Origin of the sequence: uncultured Pontibacter sp. (assembly GCF_947492645.1) — a bacterium.
GTDB lineage: Bacteria > Bacteroidota > Bacteroidia > Cytophagales > Hymenobacteraceae > Pontibacter.
Genome location: NZ_CANLMZ010000010.1, coordinates 324485 through 345525 on the forward strand (window position 1 = coordinate 324485; position 21041 = coordinate 345525).

At 45.7% G+C, this 21041-nt stretch carries 19 protein-coding genes; 15 read left to right on the plus strand and 4 right to left on the minus strand.

All coding sequences use genetic code 11. From position 1 onward, the window contains the following. Positions 1–96 precede the first annotated feature (96 nt). Positions 97–729, minus strand: a complete 633-nt coding sequence (gene pnuC, locus Q1A23_RS17000) for a nicotinamide riboside transporter PnuC (RefSeq protein WP_299825547.1) — start codon at positions 727–729, stop codon at positions 97–99. A gap of 106 nt (positions 730–835) precedes the next feature. Here pnuC and Q1A23_RS17005 point away from each other — a divergent pair, with 106 nt between their 5' ends. From Q1A23_RS17005 to Q1A23_RS17045, 9 genes are all read left to right on the plus strand, one after another. Continuing rightward, on the plus strand, positions 836–1153 hold the full coding sequence (locus Q1A23_RS17005) for a rhodanese-like domain-containing protein (protein WP_299825549.1): 318 nt from the start codon (positions 836–838) through the stop codon (positions 1151–1153). Positions 1154–1268: 115 nt separating this feature from the next. Continuing rightward, positions 1269–2738, plus strand: coding sequence for an IMP dehydrogenase (gene guaB, locus Q1A23_RS17010; RefSeq protein ID WP_299825552.1), 1470 nt, complete (start codon positions 1269–1271; stop codon positions 2736–2738). Positions 2739–3187: 449 nt separating this feature from the next. Beyond that, positions 3188–5251 (plus strand): GAF domain-containing SpoIIE family protein phosphatase, encoded by a 2064-nt coding sequence (locus tag Q1A23_RS17015; RefSeq protein WP_299825554.1) that lies wholly within the window; start codon positions 3188–3190, stop codon positions 5249–5251. A gap of 19 nt (positions 5252–5270) precedes the next feature. Next, a complete protein-coding gene (locus tag Q1A23_RS17020) occupies positions 5271–5609 on the plus strand; it encodes an STAS domain-containing protein (protein WP_299825557.1) in 339 nt (112 codons plus the stop codon). Further along, entirely contained in the window at positions 5602–6012 is a 411-nt protein-coding gene (locus Q1A23_RS17025; protein ID WP_299825561.1) for an ATP-binding protein, read from the plus strand. The genes Q1A23_RS17020 and Q1A23_RS17025 overlap by 8 nt, the downstream gene beginning before the upstream one ends. A 163-nt stretch (positions 6013–6175) precedes the next feature. After that, the gene (locus Q1A23_RS17030; protein WP_299825564.1) at positions 6176–8482 is read left to right on the plus strand and encodes a peptidylprolyl isomerase; all 2307 of its coding nucleotides are present in this window, start codon (positions 6176–6178) and stop codon (positions 8480–8482) included. 112 nt (positions 8483–8594) lie between these two features. Next, positions 8595–9959: a peptidylprolyl isomerase gene (locus Q1A23_RS17035; protein ID WP_299825567.1), complete on the plus strand. Its 1365-nt coding sequence runs from the start codon at positions 8595–8597 to the stop codon at positions 9957–9959. A 6-nt stretch (positions 9960–9965) separates the two neighbouring features. Further along, entirely contained in the window at positions 9966–10931 is a 966-nt protein-coding gene (locus Q1A23_RS17040; RefSeq protein WP_299825569.1) for a MoxR family ATPase, read from the plus strand. A gap of 123 nt (positions 10932–11054) precedes the next feature. Then, entirely contained in the window at positions 11055–11483 is a 429-nt protein-coding gene (locus Q1A23_RS17045; RefSeq protein WP_299825572.1) for a hypothetical protein, read from the plus strand. A 126-nt stretch (positions 11484–11609) separates the two neighbouring features. Here the strand turns inward: Q1A23_RS17045 and Q1A23_RS17050 are convergent, their stop codons facing one another. Beyond that, a complete protein-coding gene (locus Q1A23_RS17050) occupies positions 11610–12479 on the minus strand; it encodes an SDR family oxidoreductase (protein WP_299825574.1) in 870 nt (289 codons plus the stop codon). Positions 12480–12635: 156 nt separating this feature from the next. Between Q1A23_RS17050 and Q1A23_RS17055 the strand changes: the two genes are divergently transcribed. Next, the gene (locus Q1A23_RS17055; protein ID WP_299825577.1) at positions 12636–13268 is read left to right on the plus strand and encodes a GNAT family protein; all 633 of its coding nucleotides are present in this window, start codon (positions 12636–12638) and stop codon (positions 13266–13268) included. A gap of 14 nt (positions 13269–13282) precedes the next feature. On the opposite strand, the gene Q1A23_RS17060 is transcribed toward Q1A23_RS17055, so the two are convergent. Next, positions 13283–14434 carry a hypothetical protein gene (locus tag Q1A23_RS17060; RefSeq protein WP_299825580.1) on the minus strand — a complete coding sequence of 384 codons (1152 nt, stop codon included), beginning with the start codon at positions 14432–14434 and terminating at the stop codon, positions 13283–13285. 161 nt (positions 14435–14595) lie between these two features. Between Q1A23_RS17060 and recA the strand changes: the two genes are divergently transcribed. From recA to Q1A23_RS17085, 5 genes are all read left to right on the plus strand, one after another. Continuing rightward, positions 14596–15642, plus strand: a complete 1047-nt coding sequence (recA, locus tag Q1A23_RS17065; RefSeq protein ID WP_299825584.1) for a recombinase RecA — start codon at positions 14596–14598, stop codon at positions 15640–15642. Between the two features lie 175 nt (positions 15643–15817). Beyond that, entirely contained in the window at positions 15818–16627 is an 810-nt protein-coding gene (locus Q1A23_RS17070) for a DUF3108 domain-containing protein (RefSeq protein WP_299825586.1), read from the plus strand. Between the two features lie 241 nt (positions 16628–16868). Next, entirely contained in the window at positions 16869–17558 is a 690-nt protein-coding gene (locus Q1A23_RS17075; RefSeq protein ID WP_299825589.1) for a response regulator transcription factor, read from the plus strand. 3 nt (positions 17559–17561) lie between these two features. After that, complete coding sequence (locus Q1A23_RS17080) at positions 17562–18602, plus strand: ATP-binding protein (RefSeq protein ID WP_299825592.1); 1041 nt, start codon at positions 17562–17564, stop codon at positions 18600–18602. A gap of 331 nt (positions 18603–18933) precedes the next feature. After that, entirely contained in the window at positions 18934–19644 is a 711-nt protein-coding gene (locus Q1A23_RS17085; RefSeq protein ID WP_299825595.1) for an RluA family pseudouridine synthase, read from the plus strand. A 385-nt stretch (positions 19645–20029) separates the two neighbouring features. On the opposite strand, the gene Q1A23_RS17090 is transcribed toward Q1A23_RS17085, so the two are convergent. Continuing rightward, complete coding sequence (locus Q1A23_RS17090; RefSeq protein ID WP_299825597.1) at positions 20030–21016, minus strand: NAD(P)H-quinone oxidoreductase; 987 nt, start codon at positions 21014–21016, stop codon at positions 20030–20032. Positions 21017–21041 lie beyond the last annotated feature (25 nt).

The window sequence follows — 21041 nt, forward strand, 5'->3', positions numbered from 1 at the left end:
CCTCGAACGTAGGGTGTTCATTAAAATCACTTATATGTACGTAGTGCACCTACCGGTAGATTATACTTATGAGCAGTATAAATAGTACAAAAACATTTAATTAGCGGCCAACTCTTCTCTTTTGGCTTCTACTAAAGATTTTTTCCAGTCTATCCAGCCAATTACACAAAGAATCAAGAAGATAAAGTATAGCACGCTGGTAATATACAACTCCTTATAAGTATAAACGCCTATATACACCACATCTACCACTAACCAAACAATCCAGTTTTCTATCTGCTTTTTAGCCATCATCCAATAGCCAATTAAACTTACCGCTGTTGTAGCCGAGTCGGTGTAAGACAAGTCTGCATCTGTGTAATTCTCCAGGAAGTAGCCAAGCCCTAGCGTAAATGCAGCACCAAGCAAAAGCAGTACCATCATCTCTACTTTCCCGACATGGCCTACCTTGCGTTCGGTGTGTCCTTTACCGCCATACAACCAGATATACCACCCATATAAGCTGGTAACCACATAAAAGGCATTCAGCCCCATATCGGCATATAACCTTGCATCGTAAAATACAATAACGTACATGGCCACGCTTACAAGGCTTACCGGCCAGGTTAAAACGCTTTGGCGGGCCGCAAGCCATACGCCGGCCACACCCGTTATGGCACCGGCAAGCTCTATAAGACTCATAGCCTGGATGGCCTCTAGTATGGTTTGGGTGATAGTTGTTGTCTCCATTGCGTAAAACCAGGTGCTGCTTTATAAAGATAAATAGAATTCGGTGCTAAGTTTGTAAATCAATTTAACTCTGCCAAAACAGCTTAACTGCTGGCAACTTACAAGTATGGAAGAAATTACAGCAACAGAACTTAAAGAACGGCTTGCCCGCAATAATAAAATACAATTGGTAGATGTGCGCGAGCCGTCTGAGTTTGAGATATGCAACCTGGGCGGTGAGCTTATCCCCTTGGGAGAGTTAACAAAGCAAGCCAGCCGCATCCGGCGCGATATTCCGGTGGTGGTTATCTGCCACCACGGCTTTAGAAGCGCCCAGGCCATTAATTACCTAACGCAGCGCCTGGGCTACGAAAACCTGCTTAACCTGAAGGGAGGCATACATGCCTGGGCCACACAAGTAGACCCAAGTATGGCAGTTTACTAACGCATACATCAGGTTTAAACTCTGATTAAGAAAAGTTTTCCGGCACATTTGCGTTATATTGCCAACTAATTTTCGTAGTTTTACGCGGCAAATAAGGACCCCTAATTTATTTGCCATGCTCTCTGAACAGTCAAGCATTTTATTTGAGGCGCTCACGTACGATGACGTGCTTCTACTCCCGGCTTACTCCGAGGTACTCCCACACCAAACCGACACTTCTACCCAGCTTACGCGCAACATACGCATAAACATTCCGCTTTTATCGGCTGCCATGGACACCGTAACCGAAGCTGATTTGGCTATTGCTATGGCACAGGAAGGTGGTATTGGCATCATACATAAAAACATGTCGATCAAGAAGCAGGCGGCGCAGGTTCGAAAAGTAAAACGTTCGGAAAGCGGCATGATCCTGGACCCGATCACCCTGAATGAGAATGCTACATTAGGCGATGCGGTGCAGATTATGACGGAAAACAAGATTGGTGGTATTCCCATCATAAACGATAATGGCCTGCTTACCGGCATTATAACCAACCGCGACCTTCGCTTCCAAAAAGACCTTACCTTAAAAGTATCGCTTGTTATGACCAGCGATAACCTGATAACGGCTAAGAAAGGAACCGACTTATCTAAAGCAGAAGACATTTTGCAGGAGTTTAAGATCGAAAAACTGCCAGTAGTAGATGATGAAGGAAAACTTGCCGGACTTATCACTTACAAAGACATTCTAAAAAAGAAAGACCGCCCATACGCTTGCAAAGACGAGTTTGGCCGCCTGAGAGTAGGTGCAGCCGTAGGTGTAACGCCTGATGTTCTGGACCGTGTTAAAGCGTTAGTGGATGCCGGTGTAGATGTGATCAGCGTTGATACTGCCCACGGCCACTCGAAAGGGGTGCTGGAGGCAGTACGCAGAATAAAAGACCTTTTCCCGGATGTTGATCTTATTGCCGGTAACATTGCTACTGCCGAAGGAGCAAAAGCCTTGGCTGATGCAGGTGCAGATGCCGTAAAAGTAGGTGTAGGCCCAGGAAGTATATGCACTACCCGTGTAATTGCCGGTATAGGCGTTCCGCAGCTATCTGCTGTAATGGAGGCAGCAAGAGGCTTAAAAGGAACTGGCGTACCAATTGTGGCAGATGGTGGCATTAAGTTTTCTGGAGATATCGTAAAGGCCCTTGCTGGTGGTGCTAGCACCGTAATGATAGGATCGTTGCTTGCCGGTACCGAAGAGGCCCCAGGCGAAATGCTGATTTATGAAGGCCGTAAGTATAAAACGTACCGAGGCATGGGTTCTGTTGAGGCCATGGAAGAAGGCTCGAAAGACCGCTACTTCCAGGGTAACGAGAAAGACTCCAAGAAACTCGTACCGGAAGGCATTGTTGGCCGGGTAGCTTATAAAGGTTTTGTAAACGAGGTGATTTACCAGTTGGTTGGTGGCATAAGAGCGGGCATGGGCTACTGCGGCACACCAAGTATACAGCACCTGCAGGGTGCCAAAATGGTTAAAATTACCGGTGCCGGCCTTCGCGAAAGCCATCCGCACGATGTGCAGATTATGCGCGAAGCCCCTAACTACAGCAGATAGTTACATAGCATTAAGTATAAAAGCACCGCTGCACCAGAAGTATGATGCAGCGGTGCTTTTGCATTTAACTCACCTACACACTTTACATTGGCTGCTGCAGTTCTTTTCAAGTATGAGCTTACCTCTCACTAAACGCGCTTAAGGCAATTTCATAATCAGAAGGTGTAATGCCATAGCGTCAACTCCGTTTGCCGCAATTATACGGCATATAGGCAGAGTACTGCCTTCCTGACAATTACTTAGCATTTATTGAGAACTGGTACTGCCACAAACGGAGCCTGACGGACAAATACATATATTTAACCAAATCCATTATATTTACGTTATGCTATATGTTTTTGCATACAGGCCACGGCGCATTAGCAGAAAATTTTATTACCTTTCACTATTATTCTAATCAAAACAGCTAATTAGCAACGCCTTAAAAATCGGGCTCGGTTTTCCGTTTTATGTTATACAAGACAAACGCAAAATCTTTATTACTAACCACAGCTATTGTTAGCTGGGCGCTGCTGTTGCTTAACATTCTCATTTCGGCGGAGGCCATAAATCAACCCGGTGCCGTTAAAATTTCCATTCCCTATATCAATAACTTTCTTATAGTTATTTTTATAGTCTCTGTTTTCTTGTACCAGCGCATTAGCTCTGAGAACCTGAAGGGCATTGACTTTATCACTTACCTCTGGACCTTGTTCTCTAAAGCAGGTGTGGCTGCTTATGCAAGTTTGGCTTTATTTCTGGGGTATAGGCTTACCATCAACTACACCAACATCGACTCACCGTCGCTGCTGCACTTTGTTTACCAGATTAACTTCGGATTGCTCGTGGTTTTCCTGGCAAAGAGTTTTTACATATGGCGCCAGCTGCTGCTCTACCATAAAAACAAGTTTCTGCAGATTGCCTGGGACTGGTTTGAGCTGCTGATTTTTGGTACATTGCTGCTCACGCTGTTAAACTTTAACTACACCAGCTATATCTTTTTACCCCTGCTGGCGCTGCTGAGTTTCTATATACTTTTCCTGTGCACCAACTTAAAATGGGTAGCTTACCTCACGTTTAACAACAAAAGCAGGTCGCTGGTGCTGCTGGGGGCTATACTGCTAAGCTGCTACATTTTCATCAACTTCTTCAGGCAGTTTGCCGATAGCCCGGATCTGGTAATTGATTACACCGATGTAGGTTTCCTGTTGCTGGCCATGCTATTTGTTGGGCTTTACACGCTGGCTGCTTTCCTGGTGTCGCTGTTCAGCTTGCCTACCTCCAGCGTATTCGAGCAAAAAAGCGAAGACCTGCTAAACTTTCAGCGCCTTAGCCAATCTATACAGCAAGGGCAAAGCGAGGCGCAGGTGTACGATATGCTTTTTGAAAGCACTATCAAGGCATCAGATGCAAGCGCAGCCTGGTTTGAACTGATCCGCAACAGCGAGCCGCAGGTTACACACCTGCTAAGTATAAACGCAGAGCAGATCACCCGCATCCGGCACCTACTACTGGCTTACAATATCCAAAACATCGACTACATCAACAACAACCTGGACCGCAACCCCGGATTCCGCGACCTTACGCTGCCCTGGAAGTCGCTGATCATACTACCGATAAAATCCAAAAAGCATTTATCAGGCGTTTTATACTTGCTGAAGGATATAGAGCAAGGCTTTGACCGCGAGACGACGAATGTGCTGCGTACTTTTACAAGCCAGACTATACTTACCATCGAGAACTTACGTTTAGTTACCGAATCGCTGCAGAACGAACGTTATAAGGAAGAGCTTAAAATTGCCACCCAGGTGCAGGAAAGCCTTATCCCAAAAACATTTCCTACCGACAGCTGGTTTGAAATAGCAACGCATGCTGTGGCGGCCAAAGAAGTAGGAGGCGACTTTTACGATTTCCTGCAGCTAAGCGAGTCTCGTATTGCCATTATTATCGGCGACGTGTCGGGCAAAGGTATCTCGGCAGCGTTCCATATGGCCCAGATGAAAGGCATTTTTCATGGGCTGATGCAGCAGGATATGCCGCCAAGCGAGTTTATGAAACAGGCCAACAGCGCTCTGAGCCGCTGCCTTGAGAAAACCTCGTTCATCACATCAGCATTATATATCATCGATTATAGAATGAAAGGCTTTATGTTTGCCCGTGCGGGCCACTGCCATACGCTATACTATAACTCGATGATGGAAGACGTATTCTACTTCCAGACAGACGGCCTGGGCCTGGGCATTATCCGGGACAAGAGTTACAACAACCACGTGCGCGAGATGTACTACGATTACAACCCGAACGATGTGATGGTGATTTATACCGATGGCATTGTGGAAGCACGAAGCCCCGACAACGACGAATACGGCGAAGACCGCCTGAAATACATGCTTACCCAAACCTACCACCTGGAGGCCGAGGATATCAAATGCGCCATCATAAACGACCTGGAGGATTTTACAGGCCCAGGCAATCTTTATGATGACCAGACATTGCTTGTTATTAAATTTAAACCGACTCAACCTAACGAATAACGCAGCCGTACATAAGCCGATGAAAATTACACAAGAAATCAAAGACAACACCATCGTTATGACCCTGGATGGTGAACTGGATGCAAGCTCTTCAGTTATACTGGACGAAGAGTTGTCGGATCCTAAAATCATGGAATACACGAAAATACTGGTGGATTGCGAGAACCTGAACTACATCTCCTCTGCCGGCCTTGGTGTGTTTATTTCTCACCTGCAGCGCTTCGAAGACGCACAGATTAAGCTTATTTTTTACAACATGCAGGATAAAGTGCGCAACGTATTTGAGATACTCGGTCTGGATCTGCTCATGACCATCGTGTCTGATTACGAAGAAGCAAGAACTGTTTCAAATGAATAACTCGATTCGGGTAAATTGTACTAAAAAGAACCTGAAGTTAATACGTGACTTTGTCGTGGAGTATCTGCAAACCTATGCGTTGTCGGATATCATGACAAATCAGATCGTGTTAGCCGTGGATGAGATATGCGCTAACCTCATCATCCACGCCAACCACGAAAATCCAGACAAGTTCATTCACCTTGCCATCAAAAAGCAAAAGGAGATGCTTGTATTCGAAATATCGGACAATGGTTTAGCCTTTCAGCGGTCTAAGTACAAGGAACCTAACATTGAAGAAAACATCCGGATGGGTAAAAAGGGAGGCGTGGGCATCGCCCTTGTCAACCGCATCATGGATAAAGTAGAGTTTGAGACAAACGACACACAGAACGTTTGCGTGCTCTACAAAAAAATTAAATAGGCCGCCCTGGCACACTTTTACTGCGCATTAGTCGTTATCCGGAACAAAACCGCATGCAATTGGATTATAGTTATACTTTTTGCCAAATCTGTCAGAAAATTTAATTAAAATTGCATGGTCTGAGTCAGATCAGCTATACTAATAGTTTGTATTCAATCAACTTATGCGCAGCAACTACCTACTTGTTGCAGCCGCCGTTTTAATGGCCGGATGCACTGCAACCAAGAAGAACGATTCTAAAGAACCCTCAATCGCTACACTAGGCACAGAGCCTATCTCTACCTCAGAGTTCCAGTATGTTTATGAGAAAAACAACGCTGGCAACGAAGATGCTTATACACGTGAGAGTGTTACCGATTACCTTAACCTGTACACAAATTTTAAGCTGAAGGTAAAGGAAGCTGAGAGCCGAGGCTTGGATACTACTACCGCCTTTAAGCGTGAACTGGAAGGTTACAAAGAACAACTGGCCCAGCCATACCTCTCTGAAAAGAGTGTTACCGACCAACTGGTAAAGCAAGCGTATGACCGCTTGAGCCAGGAAATAAACGCATCGCATATATTGCTGACGCTGCAGCCGGAAGCTGCGCCAGAAGACACACTAGCTGCCTATAACAAGGCCATTGAACTACGACAGCGCGCCCTTAACGGCGAAGACTTTGGCAAACTGGCACAATCTTTTTCTCAGGACCCATCGGCTGCCGAAAACAAAGGCAACCTAGGTTATTTCACGTCAATGCAAATGGTGTATCCTTTTGAGGATGCCGCCTATAAAACACCTGAAGGGCAGATCTCGATGCCTGTGCGTACCCGCTTTGGTTACCACTTAATAAAAGTGCACAGCAAGCGCCAGGCACGCGGCGAGGTTAAAGTGGCCCATATTATGGTACGCTCTACTCCGGGAATGCCTAAAGCAGACTCACTGGCAGCCAAACAGAGGATAGACGCTATTTACAAGCGGTTGCAGCGAAACGAAAACTGGGATAAGCTGGCCACAGAATTTTCTGAGGATGCTAACTCCGCGCAAAACGGTGGTGAACTGCCTTGGTTTGGCACAGGCCGAATGATTCCGAACTTTGAGGATGCAGCCTTTGCTCTTACAAAAGAGGGAGAAATAGCAAAGCCTCTTGCAACACCTTATGGCTGGCACATAATTAAACTTATTGATAAGCGTGGCCTGCCACCTTTCGAGGATATGGAGCAGAACCTGCGCAACAAAATAGCAAAGGACTCCCGCTCAGAACTAAACAGGACAGCATTTTTGAAGCGCATAAAAGCAGAAAACAACTTTACTGAAGATGCTACTGCCAAAACAGCTGCGCTTAGCAAGGCCAACGCTGACCTGCTGCAAGGCAAATGGAGCTTTGATGCTAACGACAAGGGCCTGAACCAAACGCTGTTCACTATACAGGGCAAACCTTATACGGTAAACAGCTTTTATACTTTTGTGAAGGAGCAGCAACGCCCACGTGCAACCGGCACGCCAGCTTACGCCATGAGCACGCTGTACGATGCCTATGTTGACAAAAGCCTGGTAGAGTACGAAAAAGCAAACCTGGAAAACAAGTATACGGACTATAGAATGCTGGTAAAAGAGTACCACGATGGTATCCTGCTTTTCCAGTTGATGGATGAAAAAGTATGGTCTAAAGCAGTGGAAGACTCTGTTGGCCTGAAAGCATACTTCGAGCAGAACAAAGAGAAGTATAAATGGGGGCCGCGTGTACAGGCTACAGTTATCAGCGCAGCAAACAAAGAGCTTCTTAGCAAAGCACAGCAGCAGCTGGCCACGCGTCGTTATCCTGTTAAATCGGCTAACTTGCCAGATGTGCTGTTTGAGCAAAACAAGGCAGACTTAACAAAAGATGCCACCCTAAAATTAAATGAATTTGCTCAGCTGCTGAAGGACAACCCAGCATTATCGCTGGATGTGAACGGCCATGCTGATGCACGTGAGGCAACAGCTAAAGAGAACATCTCTGACTTAAGAACGCAGCGCATTGTAAAATACCTTACTGAAGAGGGTGTGCCTGCAAATCAGATCAAAGCAAGTGCCTTAGGTAAAACAAAGCAGGCCGGCCCTGATAACACCGAAACAGGCCGCCGCCGTAACCGCCGTGCATCTTTTATACTTTACTCTTCTGATGTAAGTGCACTTGCCGATAACCTGAACGCAAACAACCCGCTTGATGTGCAGATAACGGAGAAGAAATTCCAGAAAGGCGAAAACAAAGTAGTGGACGCGGTAAACTGGGAGAAGGGCACGCATACTTTACAGCAAAATGGGCGTGAGTATTTAGTGATCATCAGCGAAGTGCTGGAGCCGGCTTACAAACAGCTAAACGAGACACGCGGCTTAGTCATTTCAGATTACCAGAACCACCTGGAGCAGCAATGGGTTAGCCAGTTGCGCCAGAAGTACCCGGTAAACGTGAACGAAACTGAGGTAGAGAAACTTGTTCGGAAATAAAGTTGCCGCCACGCATAATTTCTCGCGACTGAAAAGCAAAATCCCGAAACTCAGAATAAAGCAGTATCTTGCACGTTGTTTTAGCAGCGTGATTATTATAAGTATTATAACCTTGAGAAAGACAATCAACTTTGGCAAACTGGCCTTTGTCGCAATTTGCTTTATCATTTCCTCACTTTCCGTTGTGGCACAGGCACCCGTGCAGCGTAAAGTAGACGGCATTATTGCCAAAATAGATAACCACATTATACTTCGCTCTGACCTGGAGTTCAGTTACCTGCAGTACCTGGCGCAGTCTAAGCAGCAGCCTAACGAAGAACTTAAGTGCGACATTTTGCGCTCTATGGTACAGGAAAAACTTTTGCTAGCCCGGGCCGAGATTGACTCTGTTGTAGTTGATGAAGGTATGGTTACAGACCAGCTTAACCGCCGTATAGAGTACCTTACCGCTCAGGTGGGTGGTGTTGAGCGCCTGGAGCAATACTACAACAAAAGTATCAAGCAGCTTAAAGACGAACTTCGCTCTACTGTGAAGGAACAGATGATAGCCGAGAAAATGCAGCAGGAAATCTCTGGTAAAATCAAAGTTACTCCTAAAGAAATCAAACGTTACTTTAACGCCATCCCAACCGACAGCCTACCCTACTTCTCTAGTGAGGTAGAGCTTGCCCAAATTGTGAAGTATGCGCAGGTAAGCAAGCAGCAGAAACTGGAGGCAAGAAAGAAACTGGAGGCAATACGTGCCCGCATAGCAGCAGGCGAGGACTTTGCAACACTTGCAAAGCAATATTCTCAGGATCCGGGTTCTGCAGCAGCAGGTGGTGAACTTGGCTTTTTTAAGAGAAAAGAACTGGTGCCAGAGTACGAAGCTGCCGCAATGCGCTTAGAGCCAGGTCAAATGTCGAATGTGATTGAGTCGCAGTTCGGATTTCACTTAATACAGTTAATCGAGCGTAAAGGCCAGGAATTTAACTCACGCCACATCCTGATAAAGCCTGAAACTGCAACAGTAGATGTTGCTTCCGCAGCGTCTGAGTTAGATAGTGTACGTACTTTGATTCAGGCTGACAGCATCACTTTTGCAAAGGCAGCTAAGGATTTCTCGGATGATAAAGCCACGAAAGACAATGGCGGCTCTATTACACACCGCTCTACAGGTAGCATGTACATCCCGATGGACCAGGTAGACCCGTCTATCTTCTTTGTGATTGACACCATGCAGATTGGGGAGATATCCAAACCGATTGCTTTCCGTACGGAAGATGGCCAGGAAGCCGTTCGCATTATTTACCTGAAGTCAAAATCTAAGCCTCACATGGCTAACCTTCAGGATGATTACCAGAAAATAGCTACTGCTGCGTTAAACCAGAAGAAGGGAAAAGCCGTTGAAGATTGGTTCCGCAAAAACATTGATACCGTTTTCATCGAAATAGATCCGGAGTACCAGGATTGCAAGGTGCTCCAGTTAACACAATAAGAAACTATGACGCAGTTCTCCTCTGACAAAGCAGCAGCAGACGCACTACACGATGCTTACCGCACCCTGACCTCCGAAATATCGAAAGTAATTGTAGGCCAGGAAGAAGTAGTTAAATTAGTACTAACAGCTGTTTTTTGTCAGGGGCACTGCCTCCTGGTTGGAGTTCCGGGGCTTGCCAAAACGCTCCTGATCCAAACCATTGCCGATTCCCTGGATATGTCCTTCAGCAGGGTGCAGTTTACGCCCGACCTGATGCCCTCTGACATTGTAGGCGCTGAAACCCTGGACAAAGACCGCAACTTTAAGTTTGTTACCGGCCCGGTGTTCGCCAACATCGTACTTGCCGACGAAATAAACCGTACGCCGCCTAAAACGCAGGCAGCCTTGCTGGAGGCCATGCAGGAGCATGCCGTAACTGTTGCAGGCCGCAAGTATGAATTACCAAAACCGTTTTTTGTGCTGGCAACGCAGAACCCGATTGAGCAAGAAGGTACCTACCCCCTGCCTGAGGCCCAGCTAGACCGCTTCATGTTTAACATTACGTTAGGCTATCCTAGCTACGAGTCGGAGCTACAGATCGTGAAAAACACTACCGGAGCTGTTATCACACACCTGAACAAAATATTGCATGCCGATGAGATACTGGCTTTCCAGCAACTGGTACGCCGTGTGCCTGTAGTTGATAACGTGGTGGAATATGCGGTGCAGCTGGTACACAAAACCCGTCCTGGCCAACCTATGGCTTCACAGCAGGCAGACCAGTACCTGGAATGGGGAGCTGGCCCAAGAGCTTCGCAGCATTTAATTGTGGGCGCTAAATGTAACGCTATCCTCAACGGAAAGTATAGCCCCGACATTGAAGACGTGCAGGCAGTTGCCTTGCCTATACTTCGCCACCGCATTGTGCGCAACTTTAAGGCAGAAGCCGAGGGCGTAACCGTAGAGCGCATTATACAGGATTTACTGTAATTACCTGTTGCTGATGGCTCAAAGAGGCGATTTGTCAATTTAACCGTCAAACAATTTAGCAATCTAAGCTTATTGGTGTAATTTTGCTCCCGTTCAATTTTATTCACATTACCCTGAAAACTTATGGAAGCGGCTGCTTTATACTTTCGCTTTAAGGATAACCTGGCTACGATAGCGGGTGCGCTTAACAGTAAACTGGAAGTGCGCTCTATGCCTTACAATACCTCTATCCCATTAGAGATTGATTTACTGGCAGATATTCTTCGCCTGCACGGCCTGGATTTCACATCATCTACCCCGGGGGCTGCCCGTCTTTTTGATTTTCAGCAATGGTATGCACAGCACGAGGAACAGGTACACGACATTATGCACCGCGTATTGGAAGAGAAAAGAGCTTACATGAAAACTGCCACCGGCACCGTGTTGCAAAAGGAAATGCTTTACCGCCGCCTGGAATATTTTAAAGAGACCGCACATACGTTAGAAGTGATGATGGCACAGCAGCAATTGCATAGCCCGAAGCATTTCAGCTATCCGTTTCTGGGTAACTAAGTATGATCATAAACAGAAAAGCCTCTGCTATATTTTTATAGTAGAGGCTTTTCTGTTTATAAGGTATAAACCGTCTGCCAAGCTAATGCTCTTTTAAAACCAACAGTTTATACTTGTGCACACTAATTAATTACTGCGGATAGAAGTATGGCCTTCTTTGGAGTGCTTGAGTTTAAGCTCTCCCTCCGGCTCATCTTTCATACTAGAGTCAGCCTGGCTGCCGACGCCGCCTTTAGCTACTGTAATGCCGCCATCAACCATGTACAGGGCACCTGTTACGTAAGTTGCCTCATCTGATGCCAGGAACAAGTATACATTAGCCACCTCCTCAGGGGTACCACGGCGCCCCATGGGCGTAGCCTCTTTCATCGTTTTTACCATCTTGCTATCCATCGGCCCTGTACCGGTGTGGGTCCAGGCGGTATCAATGGGGCCGGGGCCAACCACATTACATCGTACCCCAAACTGAGCCTGCTCTACAGCCAACCCTTTCATAAAAGCATGCATAAAGCCTTTAGTGCCGCCATAAGGTGCGTTCTGTGCTATACCTAACACACCTGACTCAGAGCCCGCCGAAACAATGTTACCCTTTGTTTTATGCAGCTCAGGCAAAGCGGCCTTACTCATGGCAAAAGCCGAGCGCAGGTTGTTTTTAATCATATAGTCAAAGGCCTCCTCAGAGTAATCCTGCAGCATGTTAACCTCCGGAAAAACGCCGGCATTGTTTATTAAGATGTCTAGTTTACCAAACTCCTTAACAGCCATCGCTACACAGCGCTGCGCATTTGCCAAAACGGATATGTCTCCTGCAAAGGCAATGGCAGTACCACCTGTCTTTGATATCTCTTCCGCCACTTTCTCCACAGGGTCCTCAGGAAAACCGGCCACTACCACACTTGCCCCCTCGCTTGCAAATTTTTTACATATAGCTTCTCCAATGCCTGTACCGCCACCTGTCACGATGGCAACTTTGTTTTTAAGTCTGTTTGCTGTCATAGTATTCATTTATTTTTAGATACACTATGCTTAACGTTAGCCGCACTTACGCAGTTAAGAAATGACCTTTATATTACAGCAGCCATACATTTTTTCATAGTTAGCGTATGACTTAACAAGGCACCCCGTACCATTAAAAAGTTAAGAACTGCCACCATGAGCATACTACATGAAACCCTGCCAGAATCATTCGAGAATAAATTAGAGACCAAGCACCTGCTGCTGCGCCCATACCAGGAAGGCGACGAAAACGATTTCATGCGCTTGCTGCAGGAGAACTCCTCTATATTAAACCCAGCTTTTGGAGGACGTTTGGCCCGTGTGCGCGCACTAGACGATGCCAGAATACAGGTAAAGCAGCTGCGCACAGAGTGGGAAAACCGAAAAGTATTTGATTTTGGGGTATGGTTAAAAGAAGAGCATGAGTACATCGGCGACATAGCTTTGAAGAACCTGGACCACCGCGTGCCTAAAGCAGAATTAGGCTTATACTTTACCAGCTGGCCAGATACCCGCGAACTGGCACTTGAGGCGCTTCAGGCTATCCTTACCTTTGCCTTTGATACATTGGCTCTAAACAAAGTATACTTGCGTTGTACGGCTTCAAATCTATACTTTGGAGAGCTTGCCGAAGATAGCGGTTTCCTAAAAGAAGGTTTGATCAGAAGCGACTACAAAGGCGCAGACTCTGAAGAATTGTTAGACCTAAGCTACTATGGCATGACGCGCCAGGATTATGAGCAAAGGCAACGTCACGCTTCCCACACGAACTCCGCGGCTTTAGCTTAATGTTAAAAAGCAGCTTACTTTTTGGGTTTAGCTACAAAAAAATCGGTGTCAAAAGACAGGTAAAGTGAGTTAGAGAACTCCAGCTTTGGATCGTTGAAATCAATGACTGGCTCCAGGCGCAATGTGAGGTACATATCGTCTACGATCTTGATGTCCTTCATCAAGCGTACAATCAGTAACTCCCGCTCTTCTTCCAGGTAGTTCGGATTTTTGAAAGTAGTTGACGCTGATTGGTACAATTGGCCTCCTAGCTCGGTGATATAGCCATCGCCCCTCCAGTAGCTCAGCATCACGTCCTGGTATTTGGTATCAGCACCCACGTTCAGGTAGATACCGTGCCCATCTTTGTAGGGCAATCGATATGTATTCGAAAAGTCTTTAAAACCAAGCAGGTAGTTCTTGGTATACAGGCGGTGCAGCACTCTGCTGCTATACTTCTTCTCCAGCTCCAGGCCAACGGCTACGTTTACAACTGTAAGCAAGGGCAAATCAGAAGCATCAATCTGCCCGCCCTTGTGCTGCGCAGTAAACTGTATAGGCAATGTTAGCTTTACACTATCTGCCAGGTTGCCCCTTCCCTCTTTTTCCAGTAGTGTGAAAGCTGTTACAGCGCCCCCATCAACCTGTTCCTGGTTATCTTCGCCGCGGTAAAGCATGTTTGCCCAGTTAAGCCAGGCATCTATTTTAACACGGTGCGTATTCATTTTGTATTGTAATCCATTCTCCAGCCGGTTAAGCATAAGCCGCTCAAAATCGTAGAGAGGTTCTATGTAACCATGGCTCAGGTTACCCTCTAAAGTACCGAAGGTAAAGCTCCAGTTCTCTTTTAAAAACTTAACAGAGAAGGTCGGAGAGATATCCTGGTAGCCGGAGCTGCCAAAGTCTTTCCAGAGAAAAATACCCGCGTCCAGGCGTACTGTTGGCGCTGGCTGGTAAATAAGTTTGGGGTTAAGGTGATACCCAAATAAAGTATAGCCATCTGCAATTTTATTGAAGTATTCGTTGTTCTTAGAAAAGCCTAAAGCATACAAGCCAAATCTAATTTCATTAGCATTTTCAGGTTTAACAGGTATTGTTTGGGCTAGTACGCTGTTGTTAAGTTGCCCATAACACAAACCACTACTAAACAAGCACGTAATAGCGAAAATAAGCTTAAAAAAGCACATAAAAAGTCTGCAAAAATGGGACGAAAGTGCAGCCGCTGTTGTTATAATCAGACTGCGGTAAACAGCTAAAAAAATTAGTAAAATAATTATTGGCTTTCTTGCAAGTAGCTGTCGAAAGTAGTAATTTCACCTTCAATATAAAGCAATTTAATTAAACACACATGAGCGTAAGCAACGAAAAACTTAAAGCCCTACAGCTGACTATGGATAAGCTCGACAAAACATACGGTAAAGGAACCGTTATGAAGTTGAGCGATAATAAAGTAGAAGATATTCCGGCTATCTCTACAGGCTCACTGGGGCTTGATATTGCTTTGGGTATTGGCGGTTTACCACGTGGCCGTGTCGTAGAGATCTACGGTCCGGAATCATCAGGTAAAACCACACTTACCATGCATTGCATCGCTGAGGCACAGAAAAAAGGTGGCTTGGCAGCTTTTATTGATGCAGAGCACGCATTTGACAAGGTATACGCCCAAAAGCTTGGCATTGATACTGAAAATTTATTAATCTCTCAGCCAGACAATGGCGAGCAAGCACTAGAGATTGCGGATCACCTGATTCGTTCTGGTGCTATAGATATTATCGTAATTGACTCTGTTGCCGCTCTTGTACCGAAAGGTGAACTAGAAGGCGACATGGGTGACAGCAAAATGGGTTTGCAGGCACGTTTGATGTCTCAGGCACTTCGTAAGCTGACAGGTACGATCAATAAAACCGGCTGTACGTGTATCTTTATTAACCAGCTGCGTGAGAAGATCGGTGTGATGTTTGGTAACCCTGAGACAACTACAGGTGGTAACGCTCTTAAATTCTACGCTTCTGTGCGCCTGGATATCCGTCGTATTGGCCAGATAAAAGAGTCTGCTGATAACATTACCGGTAACCGCACACGCGTGAAGGTTGTTAAAAATAAAGTAGCGCCTCCGTTCAAAGTAGTTGAGTTTGATATCATGTATGGTGAGGGTATCTCTAAAGTAGGTGAGATTCTTGACCTGGGCGTTGAGCTTGGTATCGTGCAGAAATCCGGTTCTTGGTTCTCTTACAACGGAGACAAATTAGGCCAGGGCCGTGATGGTGTAAAGCAAATACTGTTAGACAACCCGGAATTACAGGAAGACATTGAAGGCAAGATCAGAGCCATTGTAAAAGGTGAGCCTGAGAAAGTAGCAGCAGCCCTTGATGATGCAGCCGCTTCAGCTGAATGAACACTTTTCCCAAACCTTAAGTAAAAAGAGGAGCTACATAAAGTAGCTCCTCTTTTTTTTGCCTGATAATGAATTGATTTGCTGCTTAGAACTGTTTAACTTAGTGAATAAACAGTAGTTGGTATAAAACTTGTTTAAAGCTAATTACACAACTGAGTTTAAGCTAACCTTGATTATGAAGAGATTTTTTCCGGCTATACTTTTGATTCTTGTTGCAGCATTTGGCTTTGTAACCAAAGACAGGATGCGAACCGTCCCAAATGAAAGCTTTTCGTCTGGAGAAGTATTAAAGTATAAAGTACACTATGGCCCTATTACAGCAGCAGAGGCAGTTATAGACGTTGCCCCTACATTGCATACCATCAATGGCAGGCCGTGTTACCGCGCTACGGTAACGGGTAAAACAAACGGCTCCTTCGATCTTTTTATTAAAATTCGCGATACATGGCAATCTTATATTGATACCGCAGCCCTTGTACCGCAGCGCTCTTTCAGAAATATAGAAGAAGGCAATTACCGTAAGCGCGAAACTGTTGATTTCAACCATTACAACAACACCGCTTCTGTTGAGAAAAAGAAAAAGAACAGAGACAAAGAATCCAGCAAACACAAAGTACCTGATAATGTACAGGATATTGTGAGCGGCTTTTACTACATGCGCACTTTTGACTATGATAAGATGCGCGTGGGCGATAAGTTTAACATCCAGGGCTTTTTTGACGAAGAGAATTTTAACATGGAAGTAACTTACCGCGGCAAAGAGGTGGTGAATACAAAAGCAGGAAACATCAGGGCTATTAAGCTAACGCCAAAAATGCCGAAGAACAAAATGTTTAAAGACGGCAACTCAATTGCGGTATACTTGTCTGATGACGATAATAAAATACCCGTACTGATACAGGCCGAAATGTTTGTGGGCTCTGTTAAAGTAAACCTGTACGAATACAAAAACCTGAAACACAAGATTTTGCTAGCGCAGAATTAACAGAAGAGGCCAGTTTTATACTGGCCTTTTTTACGCCTTGCATATGCTGCACCACCAGCTAATGTTAAGAAAGTATTAAGAATTAATTATCAAAGATCAAATTGATACAGGAATAGTATATTTGTATTGTAAGCCAGCAAATAGCTAAATAGAATGCGCTGGCTAAGTACAATCATAAGTTTCATGCTATGTGCCAAAGGGGCACCAGCCATACTTTTTCGTAACGCTAATCCCGAGATTTGTGCAAACTGCAGCAAACTATAAAGTCTTAGTAGTAGACGACGATCCAGACATCGTAGAGCTACTGCAATATAACCTGGCCCGCGAAGGGTATGATGTATCTGTAGCCGAAAACGGCAAAAAGGCAGTAGAGGTAGCGCAAGACACCAAACCAGATGTTATCCTGATGGACGTGATGATGCCTGTTCTGGATGGAATAGCAGCCTGCCGCCAACTGCGTGAAATCGGTGATTTCCGTAACACCCACATTATCTTTCTGACAGCCCGGGCCGAAGAGTTTTCTGAAGTAGCCGCCTTTGAGGCAGGAGCTGACGACTTTATAACGAAGCCAATAAAACCCCGTGCCTTACTAAGCCGCCTGGCAGCGTTTACCCGACGCGATGCACAGCTTGAGGAGCAAAACCAAGTTATTGAGATTGGGGGCCTGCGTATAGACCGCAACAGCTTTGCTGTTTACAAAGGCGATGAAAAAATCACCTTACCTAAAAAAGAATTTGAGCTGTTAGCCTTTTTAGCAACCACACCAAACAAGGTTTTTGGGCGGGAAGAACTGCTGAACAACGTTTGGGGAAGCGATGTATATGTTATAGCCCGAACTGTTGATGTACACATCCGGAAAGTGCGTGAGAAGATTGGGGAGGATAACATTAAAACTATAAAAGGCGTGGGCTATAAGTTCAACACCGATTAATACATGAATTTAAACTCCCGTTCGCTTACACTCTTAATCTCATTGGCGGTGGCTTTAGTGCTTACCGCCTTTCTTGCTTTAGCTAGCTACTTTTCTTCAGAGGGGTTCAAGGTAGCATTGCTTATCGTATTCTTCAGCTGCTTTTTACTTGTCTACTTTTCGTACGAGGCTTTGGTGCTGCGCGAGATCAAAAACATTCACACCAGCCTGGATAAAGTAAAGCGTCAGGACTTCAAGAAAATTGAAAGTAGGTCCATCTTCATCTCCGATCCGCTGACAAAAATCAAAGACGAGATTTACCTTATTGCAGAGCGCAAGCAGCAGGAAATAGATGAATTGAGAAGCCTGCAGGTAATGCGCCGCGAGTTCTTAGCCGATGTGTCGCACGAGCTAAAGACGCCCATTTTTGCGGCGCAGGGCTTTATACACACCCTCCTTGATGGCGCCATGGACGACCCTAATGTGAGAGAGCGGTTTCTGCAGAAAGCAGCTAAAAGCCTGGATGGCCTGGATGCACTTGTGCAGGACCTGATTAGCATATCGCAGTTTGAAAAAGGCGTGGTAAAAATGGCGAAGCGCAACTTTGATGCGGTGCAGTTGATGCAGGAAGTATTTGAGCAACTGGAGCAAAAGGCGGCACAGCACGATGTTACACTCCACCTCGAGACCAGCTCCAACGAACAAGTAATGCTTTATGCCGACCCTAACCGCATGCGGCAGGTATTTATAAATCTGGTTGATAATGCCATAAAGTATGGGCGCAAAGGCGGTAACATATGGGTGATGTTTGACGAAGGCCGAAAAAAATACACCATTACTGTAAAAGACGACGGCAAGGGCATTGCCCAGGAACATATAAACAGAATTTTTGAGCGCTTTTACCGCATCGATAAAAGCCGTGCCCGCGATACAAGCAGCACAGGCCTAGGCTTAGCAATATGCAAACATATAGTAGAGGCGCATCGGTCTTTTATAGCCGTTAAAAGCGAAATAGGCAAAGGCACTACGCTACGGTTTAAGCTACAGAAAGCTAAACTTGCTTAACTGCTGCGGCTCTACTGGTTTAACCCGTACTTCATAAAACTTCTTATCAAGTTAAAGAACCTTAAAAGCCGCTATTCAGAGCCTTGGGGAAACTATCAGCACATATCTATACTTTAACGCTAGCTGTTTTTGAGTATGATACCGTACAGCTACAAGCGAAGCCTGTTCCTTGTTAGCATGGTACCTCCCTTTAGAGCACAGGCTAATTGCGCAGTAACATACCCAAGCAACACCGGCCACTAACAATCAAAAAACAGCAATTATTATTAGTATCTTTGCAGCATTGCACAGAGTAACGTATAACTGTGCTGATTACAAAGTATAACAACACATGAAATACCCGGTTTTTGAAGACCTGATTATATTCGAGAATGAGGATTACGTGGTGGTAAATAAACCACCCTTTCTGGCTACGCTTGAAGACAGAACACCAAACACTACTAACTTGCTAAAAATTGCAAGACAGTATAACCCCGACTTACAAGCTTGCCACCGCCTGGACAAAGACACATCGGGTTGCCTTGTTTTTGCTAAAAACCCAGAGGCATACCGCCACCTGGCCATGCAGTTTGAGCACCGGCAGGTGTACAAAGTATACCATGCAGTAGTGTGGGGGGCGCATAAATTCGAGGATCAACTGGTAAACAAATCTATACTTGCTGGTGCCAAAGGGGTGGCAAAACTTACACCTCAGGGAAAATCCGCAGAAACATACTTTACAACCGTTGAGAATTACGGCCGCCACAGTTTAATAGAATGCGTGCCTGTTACGGGCCGCCTGCACCAGATACGTGTGCACCTGGCATCGTTAGGGGCTCCCATTGTAGGAGACGAACTATACGGTGGAGAGAATTTATACTTGAGCAGCCTTAAGCGAAAGTTTAACTTAAAAAAGGAAACGGAGGAACAGCCGCTGATCAAGCGTTTTGCCTTACACTCGTTCAATATTGGCTTTACGCTGCTAAACGACGAGCCTGTTAAAATTGAGGCTCCTTATCCGAAGGATTTTGCGGTATTGGTAAAGCAACTGCGCACGCACTAATTTTTACTGGCAAAGGTTTCTGGCAAAGGACAAAGGAGGTGGTTATACTTCTTTTGTCCTTTATCTTTTATGCTATACTTCATGCCGCCAGTTTAGCTTTAGCGTCACTTGTGGCTGTATGGCAGCAGTTTGTAACTGCTTTGCTTCGGAGAAGCAGGAATGTAGTGGCTTACTTAGGCTATGATTTATACATTGGAAACAAGCAATAAAGTATAAGCCTGTATAAACTCCCTAAAGTATACTTTCCTGCTTGAGCAGAAAGCCAGTTACAAACTGGCATCATGCATAGCCACAAGTTACGCTTCCGCTAAACTTGCGGCATGTTCTGTGTTTTGTCAAATAGTTCTTTTCTTGCAGTTCCTCGTCCAAAATCCCTTAACCAGGCTTAACTCACCCGCAACACAATCTTACCGATGTTCTTATTCTGCTCCATGTAACGATGCGCCTCGGCTACATCCTGCCAGTTGTATACAGAATCCACTACAGGTTTGATAGCACCGCTTTCAAAGTGCGGCATTGTGTAGCTGCTCATCTCCTGCGTCAGCTTTATCTGGTAGTCTTTTGTTCTGGAGCGGAGCGTGGAGCCCATTACTTGCAGGCGCTTCACCAGTATTTTGCGCAAATCAAGGCTCTCTACTTTACCTCCACCTAAACTGGCAAGTATGATCAGGCGGCCATCAGTTCTAAGGCACTCGATGTTCTGGTTAAAGTATGGCCCCGCTATAAAATCTACTATCACATCTACGCCCTCACTATTTGTATGAGCCAGCACATGAGCATCAAAAGTAGCTTCCGGGTCTTTGTAATTTATGGTTTTATGCGCCCCAAGTTCTTTACAGGCATCCAGCTTTGTTTCAGAGGCAGTAACTAGTACCTCGGCCTTGTGTACGCGCGCCAGCTGTATAGCTGCCGTACCTACGCCACTAGCTCCGGCATGTATTAAGGCACGCTCTCCGGGTTGCAGCTTACCTAGCCAGAACAGCGCCTGGTAAGCCGTCATAAAAACTTCTGGTATCGCAGCGGCCTCTTCCATGCTCAAGTTATCCGGCACGGGCATGGCCATGTGCTCGTTAATAATGGTATACTCGGCGTAACCGCCTCCGGGCAGCAAGCCAAATACCTTATCCCCTTTCTTAAAGCGTGTGCAGTTAATGCCTGCCTCCACTACCTCTCCGGCTATCTCTAAACCAAGTATAGGGCTGGCACCTTTAGGCGGAGGATATTTGCCTTGGCGTTGCAGGGTATCGGCACGGTTAAGTGCGGTGGCATGTACTTTTACAAGTAAGTCGTAGGGGCCCGGTAATGGCTGCTCGTACTCGCCGAGTGTAAGTTGCTCGGGGCCGCCGGGTTGTTTTACAAGTATGGCTTTCATAGTTTAAAGTATGGCTGTTTTTATA